The sequence below is a fragment of the Lachnobacterium bovis genome (assembly GCF_900111325.1).
In the GTDB taxonomy this organism is placed as follows: Bacteria; Bacillota; Clostridia; order Lachnospirales; family Lachnospiraceae; genus Roseburia; species Roseburia bovis_A.
Genome location: NZ_FOGW01000005.1, coordinates 270,560 through 296,787, shown reverse-complemented (window position 1 = coordinate 296,787; position 26,228 = coordinate 270,560). Strand labels below are relative to the sequence as shown.

The 26,228-nt window shown below is 29.3% G+C and carries 20 protein-coding genes, 5 tRNA genes and 1 rRNA gene; 25 read left to right on the top strand and 1 reads right to left on the bottom strand.

Annotated features, from left to right (window positions below):
* The 24 genes from BMY79_RS02605 to BMY79_RS02485 all read left to right on the top strand — a co-directional run.
* Positions 1–118, top strand: a 23S ribosomal RNA gene (locus tag BMY79_RS02605); the annotation flags it as partial.
* Between the two features lie 56 nt (positions 119–174).
* Positions 175–246, top strand: a tRNA-Asn gene (locus BMY79_RS02600).
* A gap of 4 nt (positions 247–250) precedes the next feature.
* Positions 251–322, top strand: a tRNA-Glu gene (locus BMY79_RS02595).
* Positions 323–343: 21 nt separating this feature from the next.
* A tRNA-Thr gene (locus tag BMY79_RS02590) sits at positions 344–416 on the top strand.
* A 21-nt stretch (positions 417–437) separates the two neighbouring features.
* Positions 438–511: transfer RNA gene (locus BMY79_RS02585), tRNA-Ile, on the top strand.
* Between the two features lie 17 nt (positions 512–528).
* Positions 529–602: transfer RNA gene (locus BMY79_RS02580), tRNA-Asp, on the top strand.
* 64 nt (positions 603–666) lie between these two features.
* Positions 667–2,169, top strand: coding sequence for a cobyric acid synthase (locus BMY79_RS02575; RefSeq protein WP_074730371.1), 1,503 nt, complete (start codon positions 667–669; stop codon positions 2,167–2,169).
* A gap of 144 nt (positions 2,170–2,313) precedes the next feature.
* A complete protein-coding gene (cobT, locus tag BMY79_RS02570) occupies positions 2,314–3,372 on the top strand; it encodes a nicotinate-nucleotide--dimethylbenzimidazole phosphoribosyltransferase (RefSeq protein ID WP_027421721.1) in 1,059 nt (352 codons plus the stop codon).
* Positions 3,373–3,427: 55 nt separating this feature from the next.
* Positions 3,428–4,138, top strand: a complete 711-nt coding sequence (locus tag BMY79_RS02565; RefSeq protein WP_074730370.1) for a bifunctional adenosylcobinamide kinase/adenosylcobinamide-phosphate guanylyltransferase — start codon at positions 3,428–3,430, stop codon at positions 4,136–4,138.
* Positions 4,139–4,209: 71 nt separating this feature from the next.
* Positions 4,210–4,995, top strand: a complete 786-nt coding sequence (locus BMY79_RS02560; protein WP_074730369.1) for an adenosylcobinamide-GDP ribazoletransferase — start codon at positions 4,210–4,212, stop codon at positions 4,993–4,995.
* Positions 4,996–5,015: 20 nt separating this feature from the next.
* The gene (locus BMY79_RS11850; protein ID WP_083383443.1) at positions 5,016–6,281 is read left to right on the top strand and encodes a histidine phosphatase family protein; all 1,266 of its coding nucleotides are present in this window, start codon (positions 5,016–5,018) and stop codon (positions 6,279–6,281) included.
* A gap of 2 nt (positions 6,282–6,283) precedes the next feature.
* Positions 6,284–7,354 carry an adenosylcobinamide-phosphate synthase CbiB gene (cbiB, locus tag BMY79_RS02545; protein WP_083383441.1) on the top strand — a complete coding sequence of 357 codons (1,071 nt, stop codon included), beginning with the start codon at positions 6,284–6,286 and terminating at the stop codon, positions 7,352–7,354.
* 55 nt (positions 7,355–7,409) lie between these two features.
* Positions 7,410–8,462, top strand: coding sequence for a pyridoxal phosphate-dependent aminotransferase (locus BMY79_RS02540; RefSeq protein WP_033421308.1), 1,053 nt, complete (start codon positions 7,410–7,412; stop codon positions 8,460–8,462).
* A gap of 96 nt (positions 8,463–8,558) precedes the next feature.
* Positions 8,559–9,221 carry a precorrin-8X methylmutase gene (locus BMY79_RS02535; RefSeq protein WP_033421309.1) on the top strand — a complete coding sequence of 221 codons (663 nt, stop codon included), beginning with the start codon at positions 8,559–8,561 and terminating at the stop codon, positions 9,219–9,221.
* A gap of 52 nt (positions 9,222–9,273) precedes the next feature.
* A complete protein-coding gene (cbiD, locus tag BMY79_RS02530) occupies positions 9,274–10,470 on the top strand; it encodes a cobalt-precorrin-5B (C(1))-methyltransferase CbiD (protein ID WP_027421728.1) in 1,197 nt (398 codons plus the stop codon).
* Between the two features lie 8 nt (positions 10,471–10,478).
* Positions 10,479–11,237: a precorrin-4 C(11)-methyltransferase gene (gene cobM, locus BMY79_RS02525; protein WP_022749172.1), complete on the top strand. Its 759-nt coding sequence runs from the start codon at positions 10,479–10,481 to the stop codon at positions 11,235–11,237.
* Between the two features lie 16 nt (positions 11,238–11,253).
* Entirely contained in the window at positions 11,254–12,354 is a 1,101-nt protein-coding gene (locus BMY79_RS02520; protein WP_022749173.1) for a cobalt-precorrin 5A hydrolase, read from the top strand.
* Positions 12,347–13,096 carry a precorrin-3B C(17)-methyltransferase gene (cobJ, locus tag BMY79_RS02515; RefSeq protein WP_022749174.1) on the top strand — a complete coding sequence of 250 codons (750 nt, stop codon included), beginning with the start codon at positions 12,347–12,349 and terminating at the stop codon, positions 13,094–13,096. The genes BMY79_RS02520 and cobJ overlap by 8 nt, the downstream gene beginning before the upstream one ends.
* A complete protein-coding gene (locus BMY79_RS02510) occupies positions 13,089–15,215 on the top strand; it encodes a bifunctional cobalt-precorrin-7 (C(5))-methyltransferase/cobalt-precorrin-6B (C(15))-methyltransferase (protein WP_074730368.1) in 2,127 nt (708 codons plus the stop codon). The genes cobJ and BMY79_RS02510 overlap by 8 nt, the downstream gene beginning before the upstream one ends.
* Positions 15,216–15,233: 18 nt before the next feature.
* Positions 15,234–17,567 (top strand): cobyrinic acid a,c-diamide synthase CobB, encoded by a 2,334-nt coding sequence (locus BMY79_RS02505; RefSeq protein ID WP_074730367.1) that lies wholly within the window; start codon positions 15,234–15,236, stop codon positions 17,565–17,567.
* Between the two features lie 33 nt (positions 17,568–17,600).
* The gene (locus BMY79_RS02500; protein ID WP_022749178.1) at positions 17,601–18,452 is read left to right on the top strand and encodes an undecaprenyl-diphosphate phosphatase; all 852 of its coding nucleotides are present in this window, start codon (positions 17,601–17,603) and stop codon (positions 18,450–18,452) included.
* Between the two features lie 276 nt (positions 18,453–18,728).
* A complete protein-coding gene (locus BMY79_RS02495; protein ID WP_022749180.1) occupies positions 18,729–20,720 on the top strand; it encodes a 2-isopropylmalate synthase in 1,992 nt (663 codons plus the stop codon).
* A gap of 301 nt (positions 20,721–21,021) precedes the next feature.
* A complete protein-coding gene (locus BMY79_RS02490) occupies positions 21,022–22,791 on the top strand; it encodes a bifunctional diguanylate cyclase/phosphodiesterase (protein WP_022749181.1) in 1,770 nt (589 codons plus the stop codon).
* A 349-nt stretch (positions 22,792–23,140) separates the two neighbouring features.
* Positions 23,141–23,677 (top strand): ankyrin repeat domain-containing protein, encoded by a 537-nt coding sequence (locus tag BMY79_RS02485; protein ID WP_022749183.1) that lies wholly within the window; start codon positions 23,141–23,143, stop codon positions 23,675–23,677.
* 26 nt (positions 23,678–23,703) lie between these two features.
* Here the strand turns inward: BMY79_RS02485 and BMY79_RS02480 are convergent, their stop codons facing one another.
* On the bottom strand, positions 23,704–24,408 hold the full coding sequence (locus BMY79_RS02480; protein WP_022749184.1) for a Crp/Fnr family transcriptional regulator: 705 nt from the start codon (positions 24,406–24,408) through the stop codon (positions 23,704–23,706).
* A gap of 171 nt (positions 24,409–24,579) precedes the next feature.
* Between BMY79_RS02480 and hcp the strand changes: the two genes are divergently transcribed.
* Positions 24,580–26,181, top strand: coding sequence for a hydroxylamine reductase (gene hcp, locus BMY79_RS02475; protein WP_022749185.1), 1,602 nt, complete (start codon positions 24,580–24,582; stop codon positions 26,179–26,181).
* Positions 26,182–26,228 lie beyond the last annotated feature (47 nt).

Sequence of the window (26,228 nt, the reverse complement as noted above, 5' to 3'; positions counted from 1 at the left end):
GATATCCCCTCCAAAAAGGAGATAAGACCCCTGAGAGACTAACAGGTAAATAGGGCAGAGGTGGAAGTGCAGTAATGTATGTAGCTGACTGTTACTAATAGGTCGAAGGCTTGACCAAAAAGGTTTTTAATAACTTGTATGAAGTTTTGAAGGTATAATACTTCAATTAAATAATCCTCGATAGCTCAATGGTAGAGCACTCGGCTGTTAACCGAGTTGTTGTAGGTTCGAGCCCTACTCGGGGAGTTATGGCTCCGTGGTCAAGCGGTTAAGACATCGCCCTTTCACGGCGGTAACACGGGTTCGATTCCCGTCGGAGTCATTTATGCTCATAAGAGTATAAGCCGATGTGGCTCAATTGGCAGAGCAGCTGATTTGTAATCAGCAGGTTATCGGTTCGAGTCCGATCATCGGCTTTTGTTTATATTTTGTTTTTTGGACCATTAGCTCAGTTGGTTAGAGCAACCGGCTCATAACCGGTCGGTCCTGGGTTCGAGTCCCCGATGGTCCATTCAAAAATTTTATCAAGGCCCAATGGCTCAGTTGGTTAGAGCGCCGCCCTGTCACGGCGGAGGTCGAGGGTTCAAGTCCCTCTTGGGTCGTGTTTAAGCTATGCACAATGCATAGCTTTTTTTGTATATAAAAGAAAAATAACGAGGGTAAAAAATGGCAAAAACGATAATGGTACAAGGAACAATGTCTAATGCTGGTAAAAGTTTATTAGTTGCAGCTCTGTGTAGGATTTTAAAACAGGATGGTTATAAAGTGGCACCATTCAAATCGCAAAATATGGCGTTGAATTCGTATATAACTGAAGACGGATTAGAGATGGGGAGAGCACAAGTTATGCAAGCTGAAGCTGCAAAAATAAAACCATCTGTGTATATGAATCCGATTTTATTAAAACCGACTAACGATGTAGGATCTCAGATTATTGTTAATGGAAAAGTCCTTGGAAATATGAAAGCTGTTGATTATTTCAAGTATAAAGTTAAACTTATTCCAGAAATAAAAAAGGCGTTCAGTAAATTAGAAGAACTATATGACGTTATAATAATTGAGGGAGCAGGAAGTCCGGCCGAAATAAATTTAAGAGAAAATGATATCGTAAATATGGGGTTAGCTGAAATGTTAGATGCTCCAGTAATTTTGGTGGGTGATATTGACAGAGGCGGAGTTTTTGCACAATTAATTGGTACATTAATTTTATTAGATTCCAAAGAACAAGATAGAATAAAGGGATTAGTAATCAATAAATTTAGAGGGGACAAAGATATTTTACAGCCGGGAATTGAAATGTTAGAAGAAAAGAGCAAAAAAAAGGTTGTAGGTGTTATTCCTTATGGTAATATTAAGTTAGAAGATGAAGATAGTTTGACAAATAAATTTGATAATAAGCTTCAAAAAGCTATAGATATTGTTGTTATTAAATATCCAAGAATGTCTAATTTTACAGATTTCGATGTATTTGCAAAATATGAAAACGTATCGGTGCGTTTTGTAGATAATAGTCGAGAATTTAAGAATCCTGATTTGATAGTTTTACCAGGGACTAAGAGCACAATTGCTGATATGAAATGGCTTAGAGAATCTGGTCTTGAAGCAAAAATTTTAAAAAATAGTAAAACACCAATTTGGGGGATTTGTGGTGGATATCAAATGTTAGGGTTAGAAATAGAGGATCCACTTGGAGTAGAATCTGGTGGAAAAATAAATGGTTTAGGACTGATACAAACAAAAACAGTTCTATCAAATGAAAAGACGACAAGACAAGTACAAGGAAATTTTAACAAAGTACAAGGAATATTTGAAAAATTATCTAATAAAGATTTTAAAGGTTATGAAATTCATATGGGTAGAACAGAGTTTTTGGACAGTGATGTTTTTTTATTACAAAAGCAGGATGGAACTCAAGAAGGGGTATATAAAAAAATAAAAAATGTTCAAGAAAATAGGGATATTTATGGAACTTATGTCCATGGAATATTTGATTATGAAGACATATCTGATATAATTATAGAACAATTATCAAAAGAAAAAGGATTATCTTTTGACGAAATTCAACAATTTGATTATTCTGATTTTAAGGAAAAAGAATATGATAAATTGGCAGATTTGGTTCGAAAAAACATTGATATGGAAGAAATTTATAATATAATCAATTCATAAAAATATGATATAAATCATAAAAATTAAATATGAAAGATAAATCATAAAAAACAAATATGAAAGATAAATCATAAAAAAAAATATGAAAGGAAAATATGATATAAGTCATAAAAATAAGATGATGAAAAATCATATGTGAGCAATATGAATATACATGAGATAGAGCGACTAAATATTATTCAGCCGGATTGGAGAATATCGGATTTGGTTAAAGATTCATTGAATAATATTGCTAAACCGTTAGATAGTCTTGGAAAATTTGAAGATATTATTTGTCAAATTGGTGCTATCCAAGGTCAAATTAATTGTAAAATTGATAAAAAAGCAGTTATCGTCATGTGTGCAGATAATGGAGTTGTAGAAGAAGGGATAAGTCAATCTCAGCAAAATGTAACAGCTGCAGTCGCTGAGTCCATGGGTAAAAATACATCCTCTGTTGGAAAGATGGCTTCTGTGGCAGGGGTAAGAGTAATACCAGTTGATATTGGAATAAATTGTAAAAAAAATATTCCAGGTGTTGTTAATAAAAAAATTTCTTTAGGGACAAAAAATTTTGCAAAAGAAAAAGCGATGACTGAAAAAGAAGCGTCTATGGCTATTTCTGTTGGAATTTCTTTGGTTGAGCAGTGTAAGAAATTTGGCTACGAATTAATTGGAACAGGTGAAATGGGAATAGGCAATACAACAACTAGTTCTGCAATTACTGCAGCGCTTTTAAAATGTCCGGTTAAGGAAGTTGTAGGTAGAGGTGCCGGATTGAGTACGTTGGGCCTTCATAAAAAAAGAAAAGTAATTGAACAGGCAATAAAGAAACATAAATTAAAGGAAGCAGAGCCTTTTGAAATTTTATGTGCTGTTGGAGGATTAGATATTGCAGGTTTAGTTGGAGTATTCATTGGTGGTGCATTATATAGTATTCCAATTGTGATTGATGGAGTCATTAGTGCTATTGCAGCACTTTTAGCTGAAAAAATATGTCCGGGCACAGTTGATTATATGATTGCTTCTCATAGAAGTAGAGAAAAAGCATACGATTTCATAATAAAAGAATTAGATTTAAATCCTATTATTGATGCTGATTTAGCTTTAGGCGAAGGTACAGGAACAATTATGTTGATGTCGTTATTAGACTTGGCAATGGGGGTATATAATTCGCCAAATACGTTTGAAGATATTAAAATAGATGCATATAAAAAACAATAAAATATTTTAATAGCTATGTTTTATTGATACATTTAAACTGGAAGGTTGTTGCAAGATGAATTACTTGATAATAGGCGGAAGTAGTAGCGGAAAATCCAATTTTGCAGAAGATTTTTTATCTAAAAAAACAAATTCTGAAAATAAAATTTACATAGCTACTATGGAAAAGAACATAGATGAAAATTTAAAAAAAATAAAAAAACATCAACTTAGCAGAAGAAATAAAGGTTTTTTCACTATCGAGCAATCACAATTAGTTGATAAGGCTTTTATCAATTATATAGAAAGTAATAAGGTTGATACGGACTATTTAACAGAAAATAAGACAATTGAAGATAAGTTACGAATCGAACATAAAACAGAGAATAAGACAATTGAAGATAAGTTACGGATCGAACATAAAACAGAGAATAGAACAATAAATGATAAATCTAGAAAATATAATGTTTTGTTAGAGAGCATTTCAAATTTACTTTCTAATGAAATGTTTGATTTGAAAATGGGATGGCTAGATTTTGATTATAAGATTATTGATGATGATATAGTTGTTAAGTTGTCTAACCATATTGTTGAGGAAGTTTTATGTATTGCTAAGCAATGTGAAAATTGTGTTATTGTCTCGGACAATATTTTTGAAAGTGGAAATATTTATGATGAGTTAACACAAAAGTATATAGAAATATTAGGAAATATTAATGTTCAATTGGCAGAAATCGTTGACAGCGTTTTTGAGGTGACTGAAGGAATGGTTTTACAAATAAAGTAAAAAAAGAATTGTTTAGTAATAAAATTATAATCATAAATATTAAATCTAAAAATTTTAATTAAGGAGTAAAAATGACAGTTTTAAAGGCATTATGCATATCGTTTTCTATTTATTCTAAAATACCAATGCCACAATTTGAATGGAAGGAAAAAGACATGAGGTATACTTTATGTTTCTTTCCATGGATTGGATTACTTATTGGTGCAGTTCAAATAGGATGGTTTATGTTATACGAGATTTTATTAAAAAAAGGAGTAGTTCATCATTCTATTTTATTTTCGTTGATAGGTACAAGTATACCACTTTTAATAAGTGGAGGTTTTCATTTTGATGGATATATGGATACGATGGATGCAATCCATTCGTATAAGAGTAAAGAGGAAAAGCTAGAAATTTTAAAAGATCCACATATCGGAGCATTTTCTGTTATTATGGCAATTTTATATGAATTATTTTATGTTGGCTTTTTTTCAGAAATTCATTTAATACAGACAATAACAATTGTTGCATCTAGTTTCGTAATGAGCAGATGTTTTAGTGGATTATCTGTTATATTTTTTAAAAGTGCTAGAGGTGGAAGTTTATCTTTTTTTTCAAAAACAGCGGATAAGAATATTGTTGCAGGAAGTCTTATTGTACAATTAATTATGGTTTATGGCTTTTTGTTATATTTATTTTCTATAAAAGGATTGATTGTAATTGCTATATCTATCGTTATGTATCTTTATTATAATTGGTACAGTAAAAAACAATTTGGTGGAATAACAGGAGACGTTGCCGGTTGGTTCGTAACATTATTTGAACTTGTTATTTTAATGTTTGCATTAGTTGTAACAGAGATGCCAAATTTGATTTAGAAGGGAAAAAGGTAATTAAAGTGATTGAATTATATGTAGGTGGAACAGCCCAAGGAAAATTGCAAACTGTTTTGAAAAAACATGAACTAACAGAAAATTATATTATAAATTTTGACGGTGATTGTTCTAATAATAATTGTCAGAGTTTACATTCGGTACTTTTTGGATCAGAAACATATGAAACTAATTCAATAAATTTTGAATTAAATTCTGATATTTCATTTTGTGAGAAATTTTTTCAAAAATTTTATTCTACATTTAATATTAACGGTGTTTTTACTGATAATATTAAAGAAAATATAGATAAAAATTTATTTGAAGCAAGCCAGTTTAATATAGATATAAAAAATAATAAAAAATATATCATTTTTAATAAGTTTAATTTCTTTATAAAATATTTGATTTTCGATAAAAATTATCCTGAGCGAAAAATAGATATTTCATTAGTTGAAAAATTAATTGTTATGTTTATAAAAAAAATTAACGAGAACAATAATGTAATCATTATTTCTGATGAAATAGGGAATTGTGTTGTTCCAATGCTTGAAGAGGAAAGAGTATACAGAGAATTAAATGGTAGTGTTTTACAAAAATTAGCAGAAGATGCAGATATTTTTTCTAGAATCTTTTGTGGAGTTGAACAGGAAATAAAAAAACAAAAGAAAAAAATGCGTTTTAAGATGGCGTTAGTTAGACATGGTAAAACTCACGGAAATTTAGAAGGTCGTTATATAGGAAAAACTGATGAATGTTTAACAGATAAAGGAATAATAGAACTAAAACAGATGAAAGATGATAAATTTTATCCGGATTGTTCTATTGTTTTTTCGAGTCCATTAATTAGATGTTCACAAACCGCTAAAATTGTTTTCGAGAATAAAGAAATATTTTTAAATTCAAAACTTGAAGAAATGGATTTTGGCAGATTTGAGGGAAAAAATTATAATGATTTAAAAGAAAATTCATATTATCAAAAATGGATAGATAGTAATGGTGAAATCCCTTTCCCAGAAGGAGAAGACAAAGAAAGTTTTATAAAAAGAGTAGGTCAGGGATTTGATGAAATTCTTCAATTGTGCTACGATTTGTTTTCAAATTTTTATATTAATATGAAAGATGTTGATTTTGCAATTGTTGCACACGGAGGAACTATAATGGCAATCATGAATATTCTTTTGGGCGAAGGGTATTATGAGTATAGAGTTAAGAATGGTCGAGGCTATATTGTAAGTTTTACTTTTGATGGTAAAAAAATCGACAATGTTGAAATTGAAAAGGAGATATAGGAATGTTTTACGACTTGTATAGAGACAGTGTATTTATTGCAAAAGTTAATGTCTTTCAATTCAAAGATTTACTCTTTTTTTTATATAAATATAACCTTTTTTTCGTATTATTGATTGGATTTTTATTAGATTTATTAATTGGAGATCCTTATTGTTTGCCTCATCCGATTAGATGGATTGGAAATCTTATATCTTTTTTAGAAAAAAAATTATATCTTAATGATCCTTTACTTAGTGTAGATCAAAAAAACAAGAAAAATTTTTATCATGGAATGATTTTAACTCTTGAGGTTGTTTTTTGTACGATGTTTGTAAGTATGGGAGTTTTGATTCTTACGCGTAAGATTAATATAATAGTTTATACAATTATAAAAAGTGTAATGTGTTATTATATTTTGGCCACGAAATCTTTGAAAGTTGAAAGCATGAAGGTATATAAGGCTTTAAAGGAAAATGATATTGAAAAAGCAAGATTTGCTGTTTCGATGATTGTGGGTAGAGATACAAAGGAATTAGACGAGATTGGTATAACTAAAGCGGCGGTTGAGACTGTAGCCGAAAATACTTCAGATGGTGTAATCGCTCCAATTATTTATTTGGCAATTGGTGGGCCTGTGTTTGGTTTTATATATAAAGCAATTAATACTTTGGATTCGATGATTGGATATAAAAACGAAAAATATTGTACTTTTGGTACTTTTGCTGCAAAGTTAGATGATATTGTTAATTATTTACCATCTAGAATTAGTGCTATTTTGATGATAGTTTCGTGTGTTTTTTTAGGAAAAAATTATGATACGAAAAATGCAATTTTTATATTTAAGAGAGATCGCTACAAACACAAAAGTCCAAATTCTGCACAGACAGAGTCGGTTTGTGCTGGAGCGTTAAATGTTCAATTGGCTGGAGATGCAAAATATTTTGGAAAAATTGTAAAAAAAGATTATATTGGTGATCCTAATAGAAAAATTAGAATAGATGATATAAAAAGTGCAAATAATATGTTATATACTACGGCTTTTTTATGTATAGGCATAAGTTTGATAATTAGATTTGTGTTAGGAAGTATATGATTTTTTTATTTCAAATAAAAAATAAAATTTAAAAAATATATAAAAGGTGAAACATATGATACATGGTGGAGATATTTATAGAAATAATGTTGAACATGATTTTTCTGTAAATATTAATTTTGTGGATGTTCCAAAAGAAATTAATGAAGCAATTATTAATTCTATCCCTAAAATAAAGGAATATCCGGATATAGAATGTCAGAAATTGCGAAAGAATTTATCAATACAATATGGATGTGATTATAGAAGAATTTTGTGCGGTAATGGCGCATCAGATATTTTTATGGCAATTGCTCATGGAATTAAACCAAATAAAGCACTGCTTCTTGCACCTTCATTCTATGGATATATTCATTGTTTAGATGCCGTTGGTTGCAAAATTGATTGGTATAATCTAAAAAAAGAAAATAATTTTTGTATTGATGCAAATTTTGTAAATAAATTAAAAAAAAGTGATTGCGATTTATTGTTTTTGACTAATCCAAACAATCCAACCGGTCAGACAATAGATCTTGATGTTTTAGATGAAATTATTGGTGTGTGCCAGAAAGCTAATAAAATTTTGGTAATAGATGAATGTTTTTCTTATTTTTTGACTAATGAAGACGAGTATTGTGATTTTATAAATAGTCATAATTATGAAGGCTTAATTAGAGTTAGAGCTTATACTAAAATATTTGCTATACCAGGAATTAGGTTAGGGTATGGTATTTTTTACTCGGATAAAATTGTTGAATTAGTTAAAAGAAATTTGTCAGAGTGGAATGTTTCTACTTTTGCACAAGAAGTTGGAAATGAAGCATGCAAACAAAAGGAATATATCGTAAAAACTAGAAAATTGATAGAAACTAATAAGAATTACTTGATTCAAGGCTTGTTAAATGTAAAAAATAAATCAAGTAAATTAAGCGATTTAGAAATAGTTCCATCTGAAGCAAATTTTATTTTAATTTATACTAAGTTTGATTTGTATAAATTTTTATTAGAAAAAAATATATTAATTAGAGATTGTTCTAATTTTAAAGGCTTAAAAAAAGGATATTATAGAATTGCTGTTAAATCTAAAGAAGAAATAGATATTTTATTAAGTGCTTTAATGTTAGCGTAGCATTTTTTGTCTTTAAAATATCACATAAAAAATATAAAATTGAAAATTATATAATAAAATTCATGAATATATGAGTAGAGAGAGGAATAAAAAATAATGCCGGATTTATTGAAAAATATAGAATATGTTCTTCCAACGGAAATAGAGAAAAGAAGTTTTGAAATAATCCAGGAAGAACTTTCCCAAAAAGGAATTGTTTTACCAGAAAAAGAAGATAAAATAACAAGAAGGGTTATTCATACTAGTGCAGATTTTGAATATGCAGATACATTAAAATATTCTGAAAATGCCGTGGATATAGTAAAAAATTTAGTGAAAAACCATGCAACTATTGTTACTGATACGAACATGGGGCTTGCTGGAATTAATAAAAAGGTATTAAAGACTCTTGACATTGAAGCAAAGTGTTTTATGGCAGATGAAAAAATTGCTAAACTTGCAAAAGAAAATAATGTCACAAGAGCTACTATGAGTATGAAGTTTGCGTCAGAGTTAGATGGTCCAGTTATTTTTGCGATAGGAAATGCACCTACGGCATTAATTGAATTATATAAATTGATGCAGGAGGGATATAAACCAGCGTTTATTATTGGTGTTCCTGTTGGATTTGTTAATGTGGAAGCGTCAAAAGAGTTGATTTTAAATTCAGATGTTCCATATATTGTAAATAAAGGAAGAAAGGGTGGCAGTAATGTTGCTGCTGCAATATGTAACGCAATTTTATATCAAGTTAGAGATGAATTAAATCTTAAAAACTAAAGGATACAATAAAACAACAAAAATGTGATAATTAATAGAAAAGGTAGATGCTATGAGATATGGTTTTACAACAGGAAGTTGTGCAGCTGCGGCTTCAAAGGCGGCAATTTATATGTTACTTTCAGGAAAAAAGAAAGAAACAATTACTATAATTACACCAAAGCAAATAGAGTATAGTCCTAAAATTGAAAAAATCACAATGGAAGAAAATTTTGTGATGTGTGCTGTGCAAAAAGATGGTGGAGATGATGTTGATGCAACAGATAAAGCATATATCTTTTCAAAGGTATCGATAGAAAAGAATAGTACACATGAACTTGAAATTATAATTGATGGAGGAAAAGGGGTCGGAAGAATTACAAAACCAGGATTAGATCAGCCTGTAGGCAATGCAGCAATAAATTCTGTTCCGAGAAAAATGATAAAAGAAGAAGTAGAAGAGGTTTGTAAGTTTTTTGATTTTTCAGATACTGTAAAAGTAGAAATTAGTGTTCCAAACGGTATTGAGATTGCAAAAAAAACATTTAATCCAAGGTTAGGCATAGTAGGTGGAATTTCGATTTTAGGAACAAGTGGGATTGTTGAACCTATGAGTAAAAAAGCGCTTGTTGATACTATTAGAGTTGAAATTAATCAAAAAAAAGCTTTAGGCTATGATATACTTGCAATTTCACCAGGAAACTATGGCTTGAATTTTATGAAAGAGACATATGATTATGACTTAGAAAAGAGTGTAAAATGTAGTAATTTTATAGGGGAAACACTTGATATTGCAAAGGAACTTGGTTTTAAAAAAGTTTTATTAAGCGGACATATAGGAAAATTGGTTAAAGTCGCTGGTGGTATAATGAATACTCATTCTAAAGAAGCAGATTGTAGAATGGAAATTCTTGCAGCTGCAACTATAAGAGCAACAGATGATGTATTTCTAGCAAGAAAGGTATTAGATACAATTTCAACAGAAGATGCATTGTCAATTATAATTGAGGCGGATAAGAATCAAAAAATAAAAGATAATAATAAAGTTGCTGATGATGAGAAATATAACATTAAAGAAGGTTCTCTTTTAAAAAGAATAATGGATATAATTATTGAAAAAATATACTTTTATCTTAATAATAGACACAATGGAGAAATTGAAGTTGAAGTAATTGTTTTTTCAAGTAATTATGGAGAATTAGGAAAATCTAAATTAGCCGATGATTATATTAAGGATTTAAAAAGTATGAACACTAATATCAAAATTTAGGAGGAAATATGATTCATTTTGTTGGTGCTGGCACAGGAGCAGTAGATTTGATAACTGTAAGAGGTATGAATATTTTAAAGAAAGCTGATATTATAATATATGCTGGATCATTAGTGAATAAAGAATTATTGCAATATAAAAAAGAGGATTGTATTGTTTATAATAGTGCGACTATGACATTAGATGAGGTCATAGAAGTAATGGAATTGGCAGAAAAAGAAAAAAAAGATGTAGCAAGAGTGCATACAGGTGATCCATGTATATATGGTGCAGTAAGAGAACAAATGGATGAACTTGATAAAAGAGGAATATTGTATGATAGTTGTCCAGGAGTTAGCGCATGTTTTGGAGCTGCTGCAAGTATGAATGTTGAGTATACATTGCCAAATGTATCCCAGTCACTTATTATTACACGAATGGAAGGAAAAACAAAAGTACCAGAAAAAGAAAGTATTCAATCATTTGCAAGTCATAATGCAACAATGGCGATTTATTTATCAATTGGAATGGTAAAGGAACTTAGCAAAAGATTGATTCAAGGTGGATATTCACCTTCGACACCTGCTGCAATTGCATATAAAGTTACGTGGCCAGATGAAAAAATATTTAAGTGTACAGTAGAAACACTAGACGAAGTGGCTAGAGAAAATAATATAACAAAAACAGCTTTAGTGATAGTTGGGGATGTTTTGGAACATTTTGAATATCAAAAATCAAGATTATATGCTCCAGATTTTTCGACAGAGTATAGAAAAGCAAAGGAGTAATAAGAGGGGTGAGATTGTGAACATTAGCATAATTAGCTTTACAACAAAAGGAGCTAAACTGTCTAAGATTCTTTTTAACAGATTAGACAATTATGAAGTGAAGTGTTTTTCAAAGAAAAAAGCATATGAAGGGATATATTACGTGGGAGACTCTTTGACGGAGTGGGTAAGAAAAGAATTTAAGAAGCATCATGCAATTATTTTCATTGGAGCGTGCGGAATTGCTGTAAGAGTGATAGCACCATCTTTAAAAAACAAATTAGTTGACAGTGCTGTTATTAATATTGATGAAAATGGAGAGTTTGTAATTCCACTTTTGTCTGGACATTATGGAGGCGCAAATGAATTAGCCGTATTTATTGCAGCAAAAATAAGAGCAATTCCTGTAATAACAACAGCGACTGATGTATCTGATAAATTTGCAATAGATATTTTTGCTAAAAAGAACAATTTATTCATAGGTAATAAATATGGAATAGCCCAAGTTTCGGCTAAAGTGCTAGATGGTCAACCTATTACCATGAGTATTGAGAAGGGACATTCTTTTTTTATAGATGAACATGAAATTTCTATAAAAAATACAATAATTCAATTAAAAAAATTTCCGCCAACGGAAACAGTTGATGTAATTATTGCGGATTCGAGAAATCCGTTCCTTTTGAATAATCAAATCAATGCGAGTTTATATCTTTACCCTAAAAAATATGTTATCGGAATAGGATGTAAAAAGGGTAAAAAAGCGCATGAAATAGAACAGCATATCATTAAAGTTTTAGAACAGGAAAAAATTGATATAGAAGATTGTATAGCAATAACTTCTGTTGATATAAAAAAGGATGAAGAAGGGATAATAGAATTTTCTGAAAAGTATAATATACCATTTAAAACATATGATGTGGAAACGTTAAGAAAACAAAAAGGTGATTTTGAAGAATCAGAGTTTGTAAAAGAAACTATTGGAGTGGGCAATGTGTGTGAAACATCGGCACTTGCATATGTTAATAGTGAATTTTTCGGAGAAAAAAATAATAGTGAAATTATCTGTCACAAGGTTGCAAATAATGGAGTTACTGTTGCAATAATTCAAAGAGACTGGAGGATTAATATAGATGACTAATTGTATTTATATTGTTGGAATGGGTCCTGGAAAAGGAACAAAAATGACAATTGAGGCTCGAGCTATCCTCAAAGAAATGGACACGATTATTGGTTATCAGGTTTATTTAGATTTGTTAGGTGAAGAATATTCAGATAAAGAATTAATTTCAACACCAATGAAAAAAGAAGTCGAAAGATGTAGAATATGCTATGAGAAAGCATTAGAAGGTAAAAAAGTGGCCATGGTATGCAGTGGTGATGCTGGTATATATGGAATGGCATCTTTAATGTATGAACTTTTACAAGAGTATTCAAATCCAAATAAGAAAATAAAATTAAGAGTAGTACCTGGAATTACTGCAGCAATTAGTGGTGCAGCGGAAATAGGTGCACCGCTTAATCATGATTTTTGTGTTATTAGTTTAAGTGATTTATTGACGCCTTGGGAGAAAATAGAAAAGCGTTTAAAGGCAGCAGCGTATGCAGATTTTGCTATCGCTTTATATAATCCTTCTAGTAAAAAAAGAAGTCATTATTTAGAAAAAGCTTGTATAATAATGAGTGAATATATAGAAAATACTCGTCCATGTGGTTATGTTAAGAATATAGGACGTGAAGGAACAGAAATAAAGGTATGTTCTTTTGAAGAATTAAAAAATGAAAAAGTAGATATGTTTACAACTGTTTTCATAGGAAATTCATGTACTAAAATAATCGACAATAAACTAATAACACCAAGAGGATATAAAAAAAATGAATAAAGAAAAAAGAATAGTTATTTTTTCGGGAACAACAGAAGGAAGAAATCTGTCAGAAGTTTTAGCAGAGCATAAAGTTAAACATATAGTATGTGTTGCTACTGAGTATGGAAAGATGGTTATGGACGATAACGAATATGTTGAAATTTTAAACGAAAGATTAGATAAAAATCAAATGATTAATCTTTTTAAAAATAATAATATAGACGTTGTTGTAGATTCAACACATCCTTATGCTAAAATTGTAACGCAAAACATTAAAGATGCAGCAGCAGTTGCTAAAATAAAATATGTTCGCTTGAAAAGAGATGAAGATTTTGTGGCTCAAAAATATAAAAATCAAAAAAATATTCATTTTGTTGATTCAATTGAAGAGTGCGTGCAAAACCTTTCAAAAGTTGATGGCAATATTTTGCTAACGACAGGAAGCAAAGAATTACATAAATTTTGTCAAGATGACAGTATAAAAAATAGACTTATTGTACGTGTACTTCCAGGAAAAGAAAGTATAGAAATATGTGATGAGCTTGGGATTAGTAAAAATAAAATTATTGCTATACAAGGTCCTTTTTCGTACGAGATGAATAGTTTTTTTATAAAAAATTATGATATTAGAGTATTAGTTTCGAAGGAAAGTGGCAAAGCCGGTGGATTTGATGAAAAAATAAAGGCTGCAGTGGATGCTGATATTGAAGTATTTGTAATAAAAAGACCAAAAGAGTCTGGAATGAGTTTTTCAGAGGTAGTGAATTTATTTTTTGAAGAAAATATAGAAATAATAAAACCCAATATTTCATTTGATATCACTTTAGCTGGAATAGGCCTAGGAACAGAAAACTTTTACATAAATGAACTAAAGGAAAAAATAAATAAAGCAGATGTTGTTTTAGGGGCTAAAAGAATGATAGAGAATGTCACGCCTAAAATAGAAAAGAAGCCATATTATATGTCAAAAGATATAATATCGTATTTGAAAAATTTCCCTTTCCACGAAAAAGATAAATATAATATAGTTGTTCTATTTTCGGGGGATGTTGGATTTTACAGTGGGTGTTATCTTTTAAAAGAGGCTTTAAAAAATGAATTAAAAAGCACAACATACGAGCTTAATATTTTACCAGGAATATCATCAATAATTTATATGGCAGCAAAATGTTCTACTATGTGGAATGATGCTAAAATTATGAGTATTCATGGTAGATATGATGAGTTTTTTGGAGACAATGAAATCCTAGAAAGTATAAAATATAATAAAAAAATATTTATGATAGTTTCGGGATATAAAGATATCAATAAGATAGGGCAACTTATAGTAGAAGCTGATGGCAAATATATTGATAAAAATAGCATAGAAATCACAGTTGGATTTAATTTATCGTATTCAGATGAAATTATAAAAAAGATTACAGTAGAAGAATGTAAAGAAATAGATAAAGATGGATTATATGTTGTTTTTATTGAAAACAAAAAATATTTAAAACATAAGAATTCTTCATTGATAAAGGATTCAGAGTTTGTTAGGGATAAGGTGCCAATGACAAAAGAAAATATCAGACATCTTGTAATTAATAAACTGCAAGTAGAAGATGACTCTATCTTTTTGGATATCGGAGGAGGTTCAGGTTCAATTAGCATAGAAACTGCTATGCTTGATAGAAATATTAAGGTCTTTACATTTGAAAATAATAAATATGCGGTTGAACTTATAAAAAAGAATGTTGATCATTTTGGAAGAAAAAATATTCAAATAGTTGAAGGTTATTTTCCAGAGGTTCTAAATAATACAGGTGAAACAAATAAATACAAGAATTATATAGAAAATCATAAAGATATTGTAAAGAGTGCATTTATTGGTGGCACAAGAGGTCGTTTAGAAAAAATGATCGATTATTTATTTGATTTAAATAATACTATGAGAGTTTGCGTAACAGCAGTGACTTTAGAAAGTATAAATAATACTATAAATACAATTGAGAATGGTGTGAATAAGGGTATTATCACTGATGTCGATATCTCTCAAGTTTCATATAGTAATATAAATAAAGTTGGCAATTATAATATGTTTAAAGCACAAAATCCAATTATGATTTTTGTTTTCAACTTTAAGCCTAAAAATAAATAACAGCAGGAGAGTGCAAAATTGGGAAAATTAATGATTGCTGCAATTAAAAGTGGCAGTGGAAAAACAATGATTACATGCGGATTACTTAAAGCATTAAAAAATAGAGAAATTAATGTTGTTAGCTATAAATGTGGTCCGGATTATATAGATCCTATGTTTCATAGGAAAATTATAGGTGTTCCAAGTAGAAATGTTGATACATTTTTCCTTGAAGAAAATCAATTAAAAACATTATTTCAAGAAACAAGTAATGTATATGATGAATCGATAATTGAAGGCGTGATGGGATTATATGATGGAGTTGGAGGACAGCAAGAACAGGGTTCTTCGTATCATGTGGCTAAGATATTAAATTGTCCTATAATTTTAGTGATAGATGTTGGTGGCATGGGACGAAGTATCTTGCCACTTATTTATGGTTTTTTAAAATACGATATAAATAAGCTTATAAAAGGTGTAATTCTTAACAGAGTTTCTGAAACATATGGCAAAACTTTAAAAAAGATGATAGAAGAAGAATTAGACATAAAAGTCTATGGAACTTTAAAAAAAGATATTTCATTAAGTTTTGAAAGTCGTCATTTAGGACTTGTTATGCCGAATGAAATTGATGACTTAAATAAAAAAATTTCTAAGTTAGCTGTTGAGATAGAAAAAACTGTTGATATAGATTCTTTATTAAAATTATCAAATTTTGATAAGCAAAACTACAATCAAGATTACAATAAAGTAAATAAAAAAAATAATGTAGAATTAGAAAATGAAAAAGAAATTTGTAGACTTGCAGTTGCTAGAGATGAAGCGTTTTGCTTTTATTATGAAGAAAATTTAGAAATGCTAAAAAATAGGGGTGTTCAATTGGTTGAATTTTCTCCAATAAGGGATAAAAAATTACCGGATAATATAGATGGAATATTGCTAGGTGGTGGTTATCCTGAATTATATTTAGAACAGCTAAGTAAAAATTATGCCATAAAAAAAGATATAAAAGAGAAAGTGCAAAATAATATACCGCTTGTTGCGGAATGTGGTGGATACATGTATTTACATGATTTTGTTGAGTACGAGAATTCATATGAAATGTTGGGAATACTTAGTGGCAAATGTGTGTATCGTAATAAATTGGTTAATTTTGGATATGTAGAAGTAAAAGAAAATACATCTAGTTTTTTGTCAAATAAAACAGCAAAAGCACATGAATTTCATTATTTTGAAAGCTTAAGAGAGGATTGTTCATGTTCTGTAAAAAAGGTTTCAAATGATAAAAAATGGAATGGATGTTATGTGACTGATAATATTTGGGCTGGCTTTCCTCATTTGTATTATCCTCAGATTGTAAGTTTTGTAGATAATTTTGTAGAAAAAATGATAAATTATAAAAAAAATAATCATTCTACAAAATCAAATTATGTTTATGGTATAGGAGTAGGACCTGGAAACATAAATAAACTTACATCGGAAGCAAAAGAAGTGATAAGAGACGCAGATAGAATCATTATTCCGACAAAGGAACTAGAATCCAGTTATGCTTACAATATAATTAAAAAAGAATTTCCTAAAATTGATAAAGATATTTTTGTTGCTATAGACTTTCCAATGACTAAAAATAAAGAAATTTTAGAAAAGGCACATAATTATTGTTATAAGGTAATAAAAGATGCTTACAATATGAATAAAAAAGTGGCTTTTGTAACAATAGGTGATGTTTGTATTTACTCAACTTTTAATTATATTTCTGCAAAATGCGATAGTGACAATATCCCAGTCAAACTTATAAATGGAATTCCTTCTTTTTGTGCGGTTGCAGCAGAATTAGGGATTCCGTTAGCTGATAAATCAGAACAGATTCATATTATACCTGCTTCGTATGAAATAGAGACAACTAAGAATTTACGAGGAACAAGAGTTTATATGAAATCAGGTTCTAAATTGTTGAAGTTGCAAGAAATGTTAAAAGATGAAAAAAGATATAGGAAAACAGTGATATATGGTGTTTCAAATTGTGGGTTAGATAATCAAAAAGTTGTTATGGGAGTAGAAAATTTGGATAAATTAGAAGGTTACTTAACAACTGTAATTGTAAAAGATTTAGAGCCTTTTGAAGATAAAAGTTCTAGCTCATTTTTTACAAATTATGCCTGTAAATATTATCCTTGTCACAAGAATATTAAAAATTTAAATTGCCTATTTTGTTATTGTCCTATGTATTTTTTAGATGAATGTTTGGGACATCCAACTTATATTGAAAAAGAGGGGAAAAAAATAAAAGTGTGTACAAACTGTGTTTTTCCACACAAACACGAAAATTATGATATAATAATGAAGTATTTAGCATCGAAGTGTAGACGATAAGATGTAAATAAATAGGTTTAGGAGAATTGAAAAATGGAAATCTTAAAAGCAATTTTGTTTGGTATTGTTGAAGGTATTACAGAATGGTTACCTGTAAGTAGTACTGGACATATGATTTTACTTGATCATTTTGTTAAATTGAATGTTTCAAGTGATTTTTGGAAGATGTTTGAAGTTGTAATTCAATTAGGCGCAATTCTTGCAGTTTTAGTTATATTTTGGAATAAATTGTGGCCATTTACATTTTCTAAAACAACTTCTATTGATGGAAGTGATTCTGCAAATCATTTTGGATGGAAAAAGGGAGCATTTGCGATGTGGGTCAAAATTATCATTGCATGTGTACCTGCAGCAGTTATAGGTGTTGCATTCGATGATAAAATTGATGAATTATTCTATCATCCAATTCCAGTAGCACTTGCACTTATTATTGTTGGTTTGTTATTTATTATCGTTGAACATACAAAAGGACAAAATGAACCAACTATCACAAGTATTGCAGAAATAACATATACAACAGCAATTATTATTGGATTATTCCAAACAGTTGCAGCTGTATTCCCAGGAACTTCTCGTTCAGGAGCAACAATTATTGGAGCAATTTTAATTGGTGTTTCAAGAGAAATTGCAGCAGAATTTACTTTCTTTTTAGCAGTTCCAGTTATGTTTGGTGCTAGTTTATTAAAAGTTGTAAAATTCGTTAAAGCAGGAGTTAATATGTCTCAAAATGAGGCCGTAATTCTTGGCGTAGGATGCGTAACTGCATTTGTTGTATCAATTATTATCATTAAGTTTTTAATGAGTTATATCAAAAAACATGATTTTACAATTTTCGGATGGTACAGAGTATTGCTTGGTATCGTTGTGATTTTAATGTTGAGATAGTAAATAAGGCAAAGATAATTAATTTAAAAGATTAAAGTAATTAGTTCGATTTTTAAAAGGCAAATATTACATCAGGTAGTATTTGTCTTTTATTTTTTATCCGATAAATGACATAAGAACGATGTATTAAAATATATCAAGAAAATTGATTAAATATTATCATTAAAATATATCAATGCTTGTGATATTATTTATTTACAAATAAATTTTGTAAAATTAATTAATATTGATGTATAATAAAAAATATTAGGTTTAATATATATGGAGGTTATGATTATGAAAGAAGCAAATAAGTATAAAAAACAATATTTTATGCCACCTGTGTGTGAGTATGATTGGGCAAAAAAAGACAGTATTACTAAGCCACCAATTTGGTGTTCAGTGGATTTAAGAGATGGAAATCAAGCTTTAATTGAGCCAATGAGTTTAGAAGAAAAAATAGAATTTTTTCAATTATTAGTTAAAATTGGATTTAAAGAGATAGAGGTAGGGTTTCCTGCGGCTTCTGAAACAGAATATATTTTTATGAGAGAATTAATTGAAAGGGATATGATTCCGGATGATGTAACTGTTCAGGTCTTAACTCAAGCAAGAGAGCATATTATTAAAAAAACATTTGATGCGGTAAAAGGTGCACCACATGCAATAATTCATTTGTATAATTCGACTTCTGTTGCACAAAGGGAACAAGTTTTTAGAAAAGATAAAGAACAAATCAAGAAATTAGCAGTTGATGGTGCTAAATTATTAAAAGATTTAGCAGAGAAAACAGAAGGTAATTTTTCATTTGAATATAGTCCAGAGAGTTTTCATGGAACAGAGGTAGATTATGCAGTAGAAGTATGTAATGCTGTATTAGATGTATGGAAACCAACAGAAGATAACAAAGCAATTATAAATATACCAGCTACTGTAGAAACAGCTATGCCTCATGTATTTGCAACTCAAATTGAGTATGTGAGCAAAAATTTAAAATTTAGAGATAATGTCACATTAAGTTTACATCCTCATAATGATAGAGGAACTGGAGTCGCTGATGCAGAATTAGGAGTTTTAGCGGGAGCAGATAGAATAGAGGGTACTTTATTTGGAAATGGAGAAAGAACAGGTAATGTTGATATAATCACACTTGCTATGAATATGTATTCTCATGGTGTTGAACCAGGACTAGATTTTACTAATATGCCAAAAATTAGAGAAATATATGAGAGATTAACTAGAATGAGTGTTGGTGACAGACAACCTTATGCAGGAAATCTTGTTTTTTCAGCTTTTTCGGGCTCGCATCAAGATGCAATTGCAAAAGGAATGAATTATAGAGAAGAAAGAAATGAAAAATATTGGACAGTTCCTTACCTTCCCATTGATCCCATTGATGTCGGAAGAAATTACGATGCAGACGTAATTAGAATAAATAGTCAATCTGGAAAGGGTGGGGTAAGCTACATACTAAAACAGAATTTCAGCTTTATTTTACCTGATAATATGAAAGAAGAAGTAGGATATGCGGTAAAACAGGTTTCAGATGAAGCTCATAAAGAATTATCTCCACAGTGGGTGTATGAAATTTTTGAAAAAGATTATATAACCTATACGCCTTATTTTGAGATTACAGAATGTCATTTTAAACAAGATGACGGTATTATGGCTGAGGCGACTATATCATATTTAGGAAAAAAGAAAATAATTGATGCAATGGGCAATGGTCGTTTAGATGCTGTTAGTAACACAATTAAAGAATTTTTTGATGTTAGTTATGAGTTATCAGAGTATCAAGAACATGCATTATCAAGTGGATCGTCTTCTAAAGCTATGGCTTATGTGGCAATTACTTGTGATGGTAAAAAATATTGGGGAGCAGGAATAAATGAAGATATTATAAAAGCATCTATTCATGCATTGACTGTTGCAGCTAATAAATTGCCAGCAATAGGAACAAACACCAACGAAAAAGATGAAAGATTACTTGATATTTTAAATTACATGCAATCAAATTATAAAACCGTAACTTTGGAAACTCTTGCAGAACAATTTCATTTATCGGAGCCATATATCTCAAAATATATAAAGGATAAGTCTAGAAAAAATTTTGGGGAACATTTAGCAAGTATTCGTATGAAAAAGGCAAAGACACTACTAAAAAATGGTAACATGAATATTGAAAACATCGCTGATACTGTGGGGTATCCGAATGTTGAACATTTTAATCGTTTGTTTAAAAAAATGTTTAATATGACACCAATGCAGTATAGAAAAGAATCTCGTTAGTTAAAAAACTAACTTAAATTGCAGAGCAAAAGAAGATGATTTGTGAAAACTAAAGTATTAAAAAAGTATAAACTTTTATATAATAATATTGACATATCTGTGCTATAGGCTTTATACTACATACACTAAGTTACAAGAAGGTTGTGACTTATATATGACTTTTTATGGACAGATGTTTTGAATGACAGAAAAGACACTATTGAAAGATAGTGTTTTTTCTATATAGGGTCATCGACAGTTTATTAGGGTCATCAGGAATGTATATGGTATCAAGAAGCAATAATAGGAAGTGTGTAGTATTATGACAAAAGTAAGGCAACGAGCGCAGAAAATGCAAAAAGTTATGCTAAATTGGATTGAAAATCCAAGGTTTCAGGAAATAATTAGTTTTTATTCGGACAAGCATTTATTGGAACATTTAGCGATGTTTAAAGTGAATTTGACAAATGACATGGTTGACGTTGTTCACATTGGTCATATGGAAAATTTTAAAAATATAATTAATTCAGGATATAGTTCATATGAGAATTTATTATACAAAATAATGAATAATCTTGATTTATTATCTGAAAAAGAAGAGATTAGTCTCTTTTTTGATAGAAGAATTTTAATGCACAGATTTTGTCAGGGTCAAATTAACGACGAAATCGAATTTATTTGTTTATTTAATACTGTTTTTAGATGGGTGCATTGTGATTATTTATTATTAGATTCTAAGGATGATGGTTGTATTTATGCTTATATTTTCGTTTTTGATATGAGTGATTATATTAAAAAACAAGAAACAATTAAGGATACAGCAATTGAAAGTGAAATTGATTCATTAACTGGACTACCTAATAGATTATTTTTCCGTTCAGTAGCACCTGAAATTTTAAAAAAGAATATAAAAAAGGGGAAGAAAACCTCCTTTGTACATTTTGATATTGAAAATTTTAAAGCTTTTAACGAAAAATATGGTGCTAATAGTGGAGATAAATTACTTAAATTTATGGGAGAAGTTTTAAGTAATGTTTTTAGTGAATGTTTAGTGTCGCATTTATCACAAGATCATTTTATGGTCGTAACTAGTGAAAATGACATTATTTCTAAGATAGAAGACATTCATAATTGTATAGCAGATTTTTCGAAGCTTGAATATATTGAAGTTAAAGCTGGAATTTTTGAGACAAAAGATGAAGAATTAGACGCATTTGTTGCTAGTGATAGAGCTAAAATAGCAGCAGATAGTATAAAAAACAAATATACAGAAGTGTATAGATTCTTTGATGAAGAGCTAGTTAATATTGTGACAAAGCAAAAATATATTGTAGACAATATAGATAATGCAATAAAAAGAAAAGATTTAAGAGTATATTATCAACCTGTGTTTTGTACTAAAACTGGAACTTTATGTGGTTTTGAGGCGTTGTCTCGTTGGAAAGATCCAACATATGGTTTCTTATCGCCAGCAGATTATATAGTGACATTAGAAGAGTACAGATTAATTCATAAATTAGATCAATTTATGATTAAATCAATTTGTAGAGATATAAGATTTATGCTTGATGAAGGATTTAAAGCTGTTCCTGTATCAGTGAACTTATCTAGAATTGATTTTGAACTAGGAGATATGGTTACATATTTAGACAAATGTGTAGAAAAATACAATATAGATAAATCATTAGTACATGTAGAAATAACAGAAACAGTATTAATGGAAAATCCGAATGATTTAAAATTCCAAATTGAAAAGTTCCAAAATCGAGGATTTGAAGTTTGGATGGATGACTTTGGAAGCGGTTATTCTTCATTTAACGTATTAAAAGATTTCGATTTTGATATGTTAAAGATTGATATGTTATTTATGAAGGATTTTGAAAAAAATAAAAAAGCCAAAAAAATATTAGCTGCAATTGTTGAAATGGCAAAAACCATCGGTATCAGTACTGTTGCCGAAGGTGTTGAAACTCAAGAACAATTTGAATTTTTGAGAACTGTTGGCTGTGATAGAGCACAGGGATATCTATTTGGTAAGCCAACTCCTATGAATGACGAATTTTTTGATTTTTTTACAAAAACTATGCGATAATACAAATGATAAAAATATAACTTAATACCTACAAACACTTTAAATTATAAATAAAATTATAAATTGACGATATAAAGAAAACAAATTGTAGCTAAGATTTTCCAAATATTGTAAGCCTGTAAATGTAATGTTTACAGGCTTTTTTGTTGTGTGTTTTTCTGTGTTTGTTTTTTATGGGAAAGGCTTCTGGCTTGATTGAAATACGTAATACGTATTGATAAACTTCAAGGTGATTATTGTGAGGTGTAGTACAAAATCAATTTTTTTAAAATAGTTTTGTAGAATCTTTATAATTTTGTAAAAGTAAACGAAATTATATTATGTAAAAAAATAAGGAAGGAGTAATGAAATGGGAGATCTTTATAGGGAATTAGAATTAATTGAGAAAATAAAAAAATTAAAAGAATCTGGAGTAGATTTAGATAAAAATGATAATGAAAATAGGCAAACAGCATTACATATTTTGGTAAAAAAAGACAATTTAATAGGCATCAGGGTAATGCTTAGAGAAGGGGTAAATATGGAAAAACAGGATATAAATGGTTGTACTCCTTTATGTATTGCGGCAATGGCAGGAAATGTTAATGCTGTTAAAATTTTAATTGATCATGGGGCTAATCCAAATGTTGTATGTAAACGAATTGTAAAAAATGAAAATGTTGATATTGATACATTGGAATATTTAGAAATGAATGAACAAATTGTAGAAGATAATATTTTTTGTCATGTGATTAATTTAGCAAAACAAAAAAAGAATTCACCGATAATTCGTAGCAGATTTTTGTCTATAGCTAAATTAATGGTTTTAAATGGGTTAGATTTAAATGATCCTAAAAACAAAGAAGCTGCTAAAGGCTATAAAAGTATACAAGGAATGTTCGTATAAAATTAGAGCATAGCAGCATTAAAATTTTAGTTAGTAAGAAATAGAGTAAATTGATTTTTATTAGAAATTAATACTCCTTCATTTTGCAACTTGCTTATTTCGTTTGATAAGGCACTTCGATCAACTGAAAGATAGTCGGCTAGTTGTTGACGATTAAAAGGTATTGTAAAAGAAGGATTATTTACTTTGTTTGATTCAAAGGATAAGTACGCAAGTAACTTATCACGTATTGTTTTCTTGGACATAAAATCTATTTTTTGTGTTAAATTTACATTCTTTTTAGCTAAGGTCATAAGCATGTTTTGGATAAGTTTTGAGTGATAGGTACATGTTGAAGAACAAATATTAGTTATCTTTTTCATATCAAGAAGCATTATACTGCAGTCTGTTGTTGCGATTACACTCGATTCGGCTGGAACAAAGGATAAAACAGCATATGCTTCTCCAAAGATTGTACCAGGTTTTAATTCGCTTAAAATTGTGCGATTTCCCCAATAATCTTCTCGTATAATCATTGCATTTCCACTTAAAACTAATCCAACATGTTGAATGCTTTCTCCAGAACGAAAAATAAATTCGTTTTTAGAATATGTATTAATCTGAGAAGAAAGACAATTAAGCATTTTATCTATTTCATCAATAGAAATTCCGGAAAATAAAGTAGTGTTCTTTAAAAGCATTAAATATTTATCTTTTATATGTGGGTTTAATTGTTCTGAGTGTTTTTCCATTAAAATCTCCTTTTAAAAAAAATTTTTTAATCGATATATAATACGATATTATTGCTAAATATATTACATTTATGTTGTTTATACAACAGAATTGTTCGTAAAAAAATATTACACTCTTTTATGTAATAAATCAAGTTATTAAGTATTAAATCTACATAAAGGAGAAAAATAATGGCAAATAATATGTTTTGTTATCAATGTGAACAGACTGCAGGTTGTACAGGATGTACAGGTAGTGTTGGAGTCTGCGGTAAAACAGCAAACACATCAAAATTACAGGATGAATTAATAGGAAGTTTGATTTCTTTAGCATTAATTACGAAAGAAAAATTATTTTCGTGTAAAACAGAATGTTCTGATAGAATTACTAAAATGATTTTAGATGGACTCTTTACAACAATTACAAATGTTAATTTTAATGATAAAAAATTAGTAGAAATGATTCAAAATATAAAAAATCAAAAAAATAACATGATAAAGTTTTGCGGTCTAAAGGAAGTACCAGATTATGATATGAATAAAATATGGCAGGCAGATGAAGATATAAGATCGCTTAAATCTCTTATTTTGTTTGGCCTAAAAGGTATAGCGGCTTATGCTTATCATGCTAGAGTCATGAATTATAAAAATCATGAAGTTGATCTTTTTTTGGTGGAAGCATTATGTGAGTTGAGTAAAGATGAAACTGTTGAAAATCTTATGCAAACAGTGCTAAAAACTGGTGAAATTAATTTAAAATGTATGGAATTGTTAGATAAAGCAAATACAACAGAATTTGGTAAACCTCAACCAGCTAAGGTTTCTTTAACGGTAGAAGAAGGTCCATTTATTGTTGTAACAGGTCACGATTTATATGATTTAAAATTGCTTTTAGAACAGACAAAAGACAAAGGAATTAATATTTATACACATGGTGAGATGCTTCCAGCTCATGGATATCCAGAATTAAAAAAATATCCACATTTAAAAGGAAATTTTGGTACAGCATGGCAAAATCAACAAAAAGAATTTGCAAATATTCCAGGAGCACTTTTATTTACGACAAATTGCTTAATGCCTGTAAAAGATAGTTATTCAGATAGAGTGTTTACAACGGAAGTTGTTTCTTATCCACAAGTCGTTCATATTAATGAAGATAAAGATTTTACACCGGTTATAAATAAAGCAATTGAATTAGGGGGATATGAAAAAAGAATGGAATTCTCCGGAATTAATGGAGGGCATGAAGTTATGACAGGATTTGGTCATGATACTGTCTTATCTGTAGCAGACGAAGTTATTAAAGCTGTTAATGATGGAGTAATTAAGCATTTCTTTTTAGTTGGTGGCTGTGATGGAGCGAGAGTTGGACGAAATTATTATACAGATTTTGTTAAGGCAACACCAAAAGATACTGTTATTCTTACTCTTGCATGCGGAAAATATAGATTTAATGATTTAAATTTAGGGGAAATTGCAGGACTTCCTAGAATTATGGATATGGGGCAATGTAATGATGCATATAGTGCAATTAAAGTTGTAAATGAACTAGCAAAAGCATTTAATTGTGAAGTGAATGAATTACCATTGACCTTAAATATTTCATGGTATGAGCAAAAAGCTGTTGGCATATTGTTAAGTTTACTTTATCTTGGAATAAAAAATATTTTCTTAGGACCTACTATTCCGGCATTTATTTCAAAAAATGTATTAGATATTTTAGTAAATAATTATAATATTACGCCAATAAGTACACCTGAAGAAGATTTGAAAAAAGCTTTAAAAATTAATTAAAATTACAAATAATAGCCGTTCTCAACATTCTAGTTGTGGCTATTAGT

What these genes read in the sequence shown, in the direction of transcription:
- BMY79_RS02485 (WP_022749183.1), top strand. Translation starts at nt 23,141, where the DNA reads ATGGGAGATCTTTATAGGGAATTAGAATTAATTGAGAAAATAAAAAAA.
- cobM (WP_022749172.1), top strand. Translation starts at nt 10,479, where the DNA reads ATGATTCATTTTGTTGGTGCTGGCACAGGAGCAGTAGATTTGATAACT.
- cbiB (WP_083383441.1), top strand. Translation starts at nt 6,284, where the DNA reads ATGTTTTACGACTTGTATAGAGACAGTGTATTTATTGCAAAAGTTAAT.
- BMY79_RS02500 (WP_022749178.1), top strand. Translation starts at nt 17,601, where the DNA reads ATGGAAATCTTAAAAGCAATTTTGTTTGGTATTGTTGAAGGTATTACA.
- cobJ (WP_022749174.1), top strand. Translation starts at nt 12,347, where the DNA reads ATGACTAATTGTATTTATATTGTTGGAATGGGTCCTGGAAAAGGAACA.
- BMY79_RS02535 (WP_033421309.1), top strand. Translation starts at nt 8,559, where the DNA reads ATGCCGGATTTATTGAAAAATATAGAATATGTTCTTCCAACGGAAATA.
- cobT (WP_027421721.1), top strand. Translation starts at nt 2,314, where the DNA reads ATGAATATACATGAGATAGAGCGACTAAATATTATTCAGCCGGATTGG.
- BMY79_RS02495 (WP_022749180.1), top strand. Translation starts at nt 18,729, where the DNA reads ATGAAAGAAGCAAATAAGTATAAAAAACAATATTTTATGCCACCTGTG.
- BMY79_RS02490 (WP_022749181.1), top strand. Translation starts at nt 21,022, where the DNA reads ATGACAAAAGTAAGGCAACGAGCGCAGAAAATGCAAAAAGTTATGCTA.
- BMY79_RS02480 (WP_022749184.1), bottom strand. Translation starts at nt 24,408, where the DNA reads ATGGAAAAACACTCAGAACAATTAAACCCACATATAAAAGATAAATAT.
- BMY79_RS02565 (WP_074730370.1), top strand. Translation starts at nt 3,428, where the DNA reads ATGAATTACTTGATAATAGGCGGAAGTAGTAGCGGAAAATCCAATTTT.
- BMY79_RS02575 (WP_074730371.1), top strand. Translation starts at nt 667, where the DNA reads ATGGCAAAAACGATAATGGTACAAGGAACAATGTCTAATGCTGGTAAA.
- BMY79_RS02540 (WP_033421308.1), top strand. Translation starts at nt 7,410, where the DNA reads ATGATACATGGTGGAGATATTTATAGAAATAATGTTGAACATGATTTT.
- BMY79_RS02510 (WP_074730368.1), top strand. Translation starts at nt 13,089, where the DNA reads ATGAATAAAGAAAAAAGAATAGTTATTTTTTCGGGAACAACAGAAGGA.
- BMY79_RS02560 (WP_074730369.1), top strand. Translation starts at nt 4,210, where the DNA reads ATGACAGTTTTAAAGGCATTATGCATATCGTTTTCTATTTATTCTAAA.
- hcp (WP_022749185.1), top strand. Translation starts at nt 24,580, where the DNA reads ATGGCAAATAATATGTTTTGTTATCAATGTGAACAGACTGCAGGTTGT.
- cbiD (WP_027421728.1), top strand. Translation starts at nt 9,274, where the DNA reads ATGAGATATGGTTTTACAACAGGAAGTTGTGCAGCTGCGGCTTCAAAG.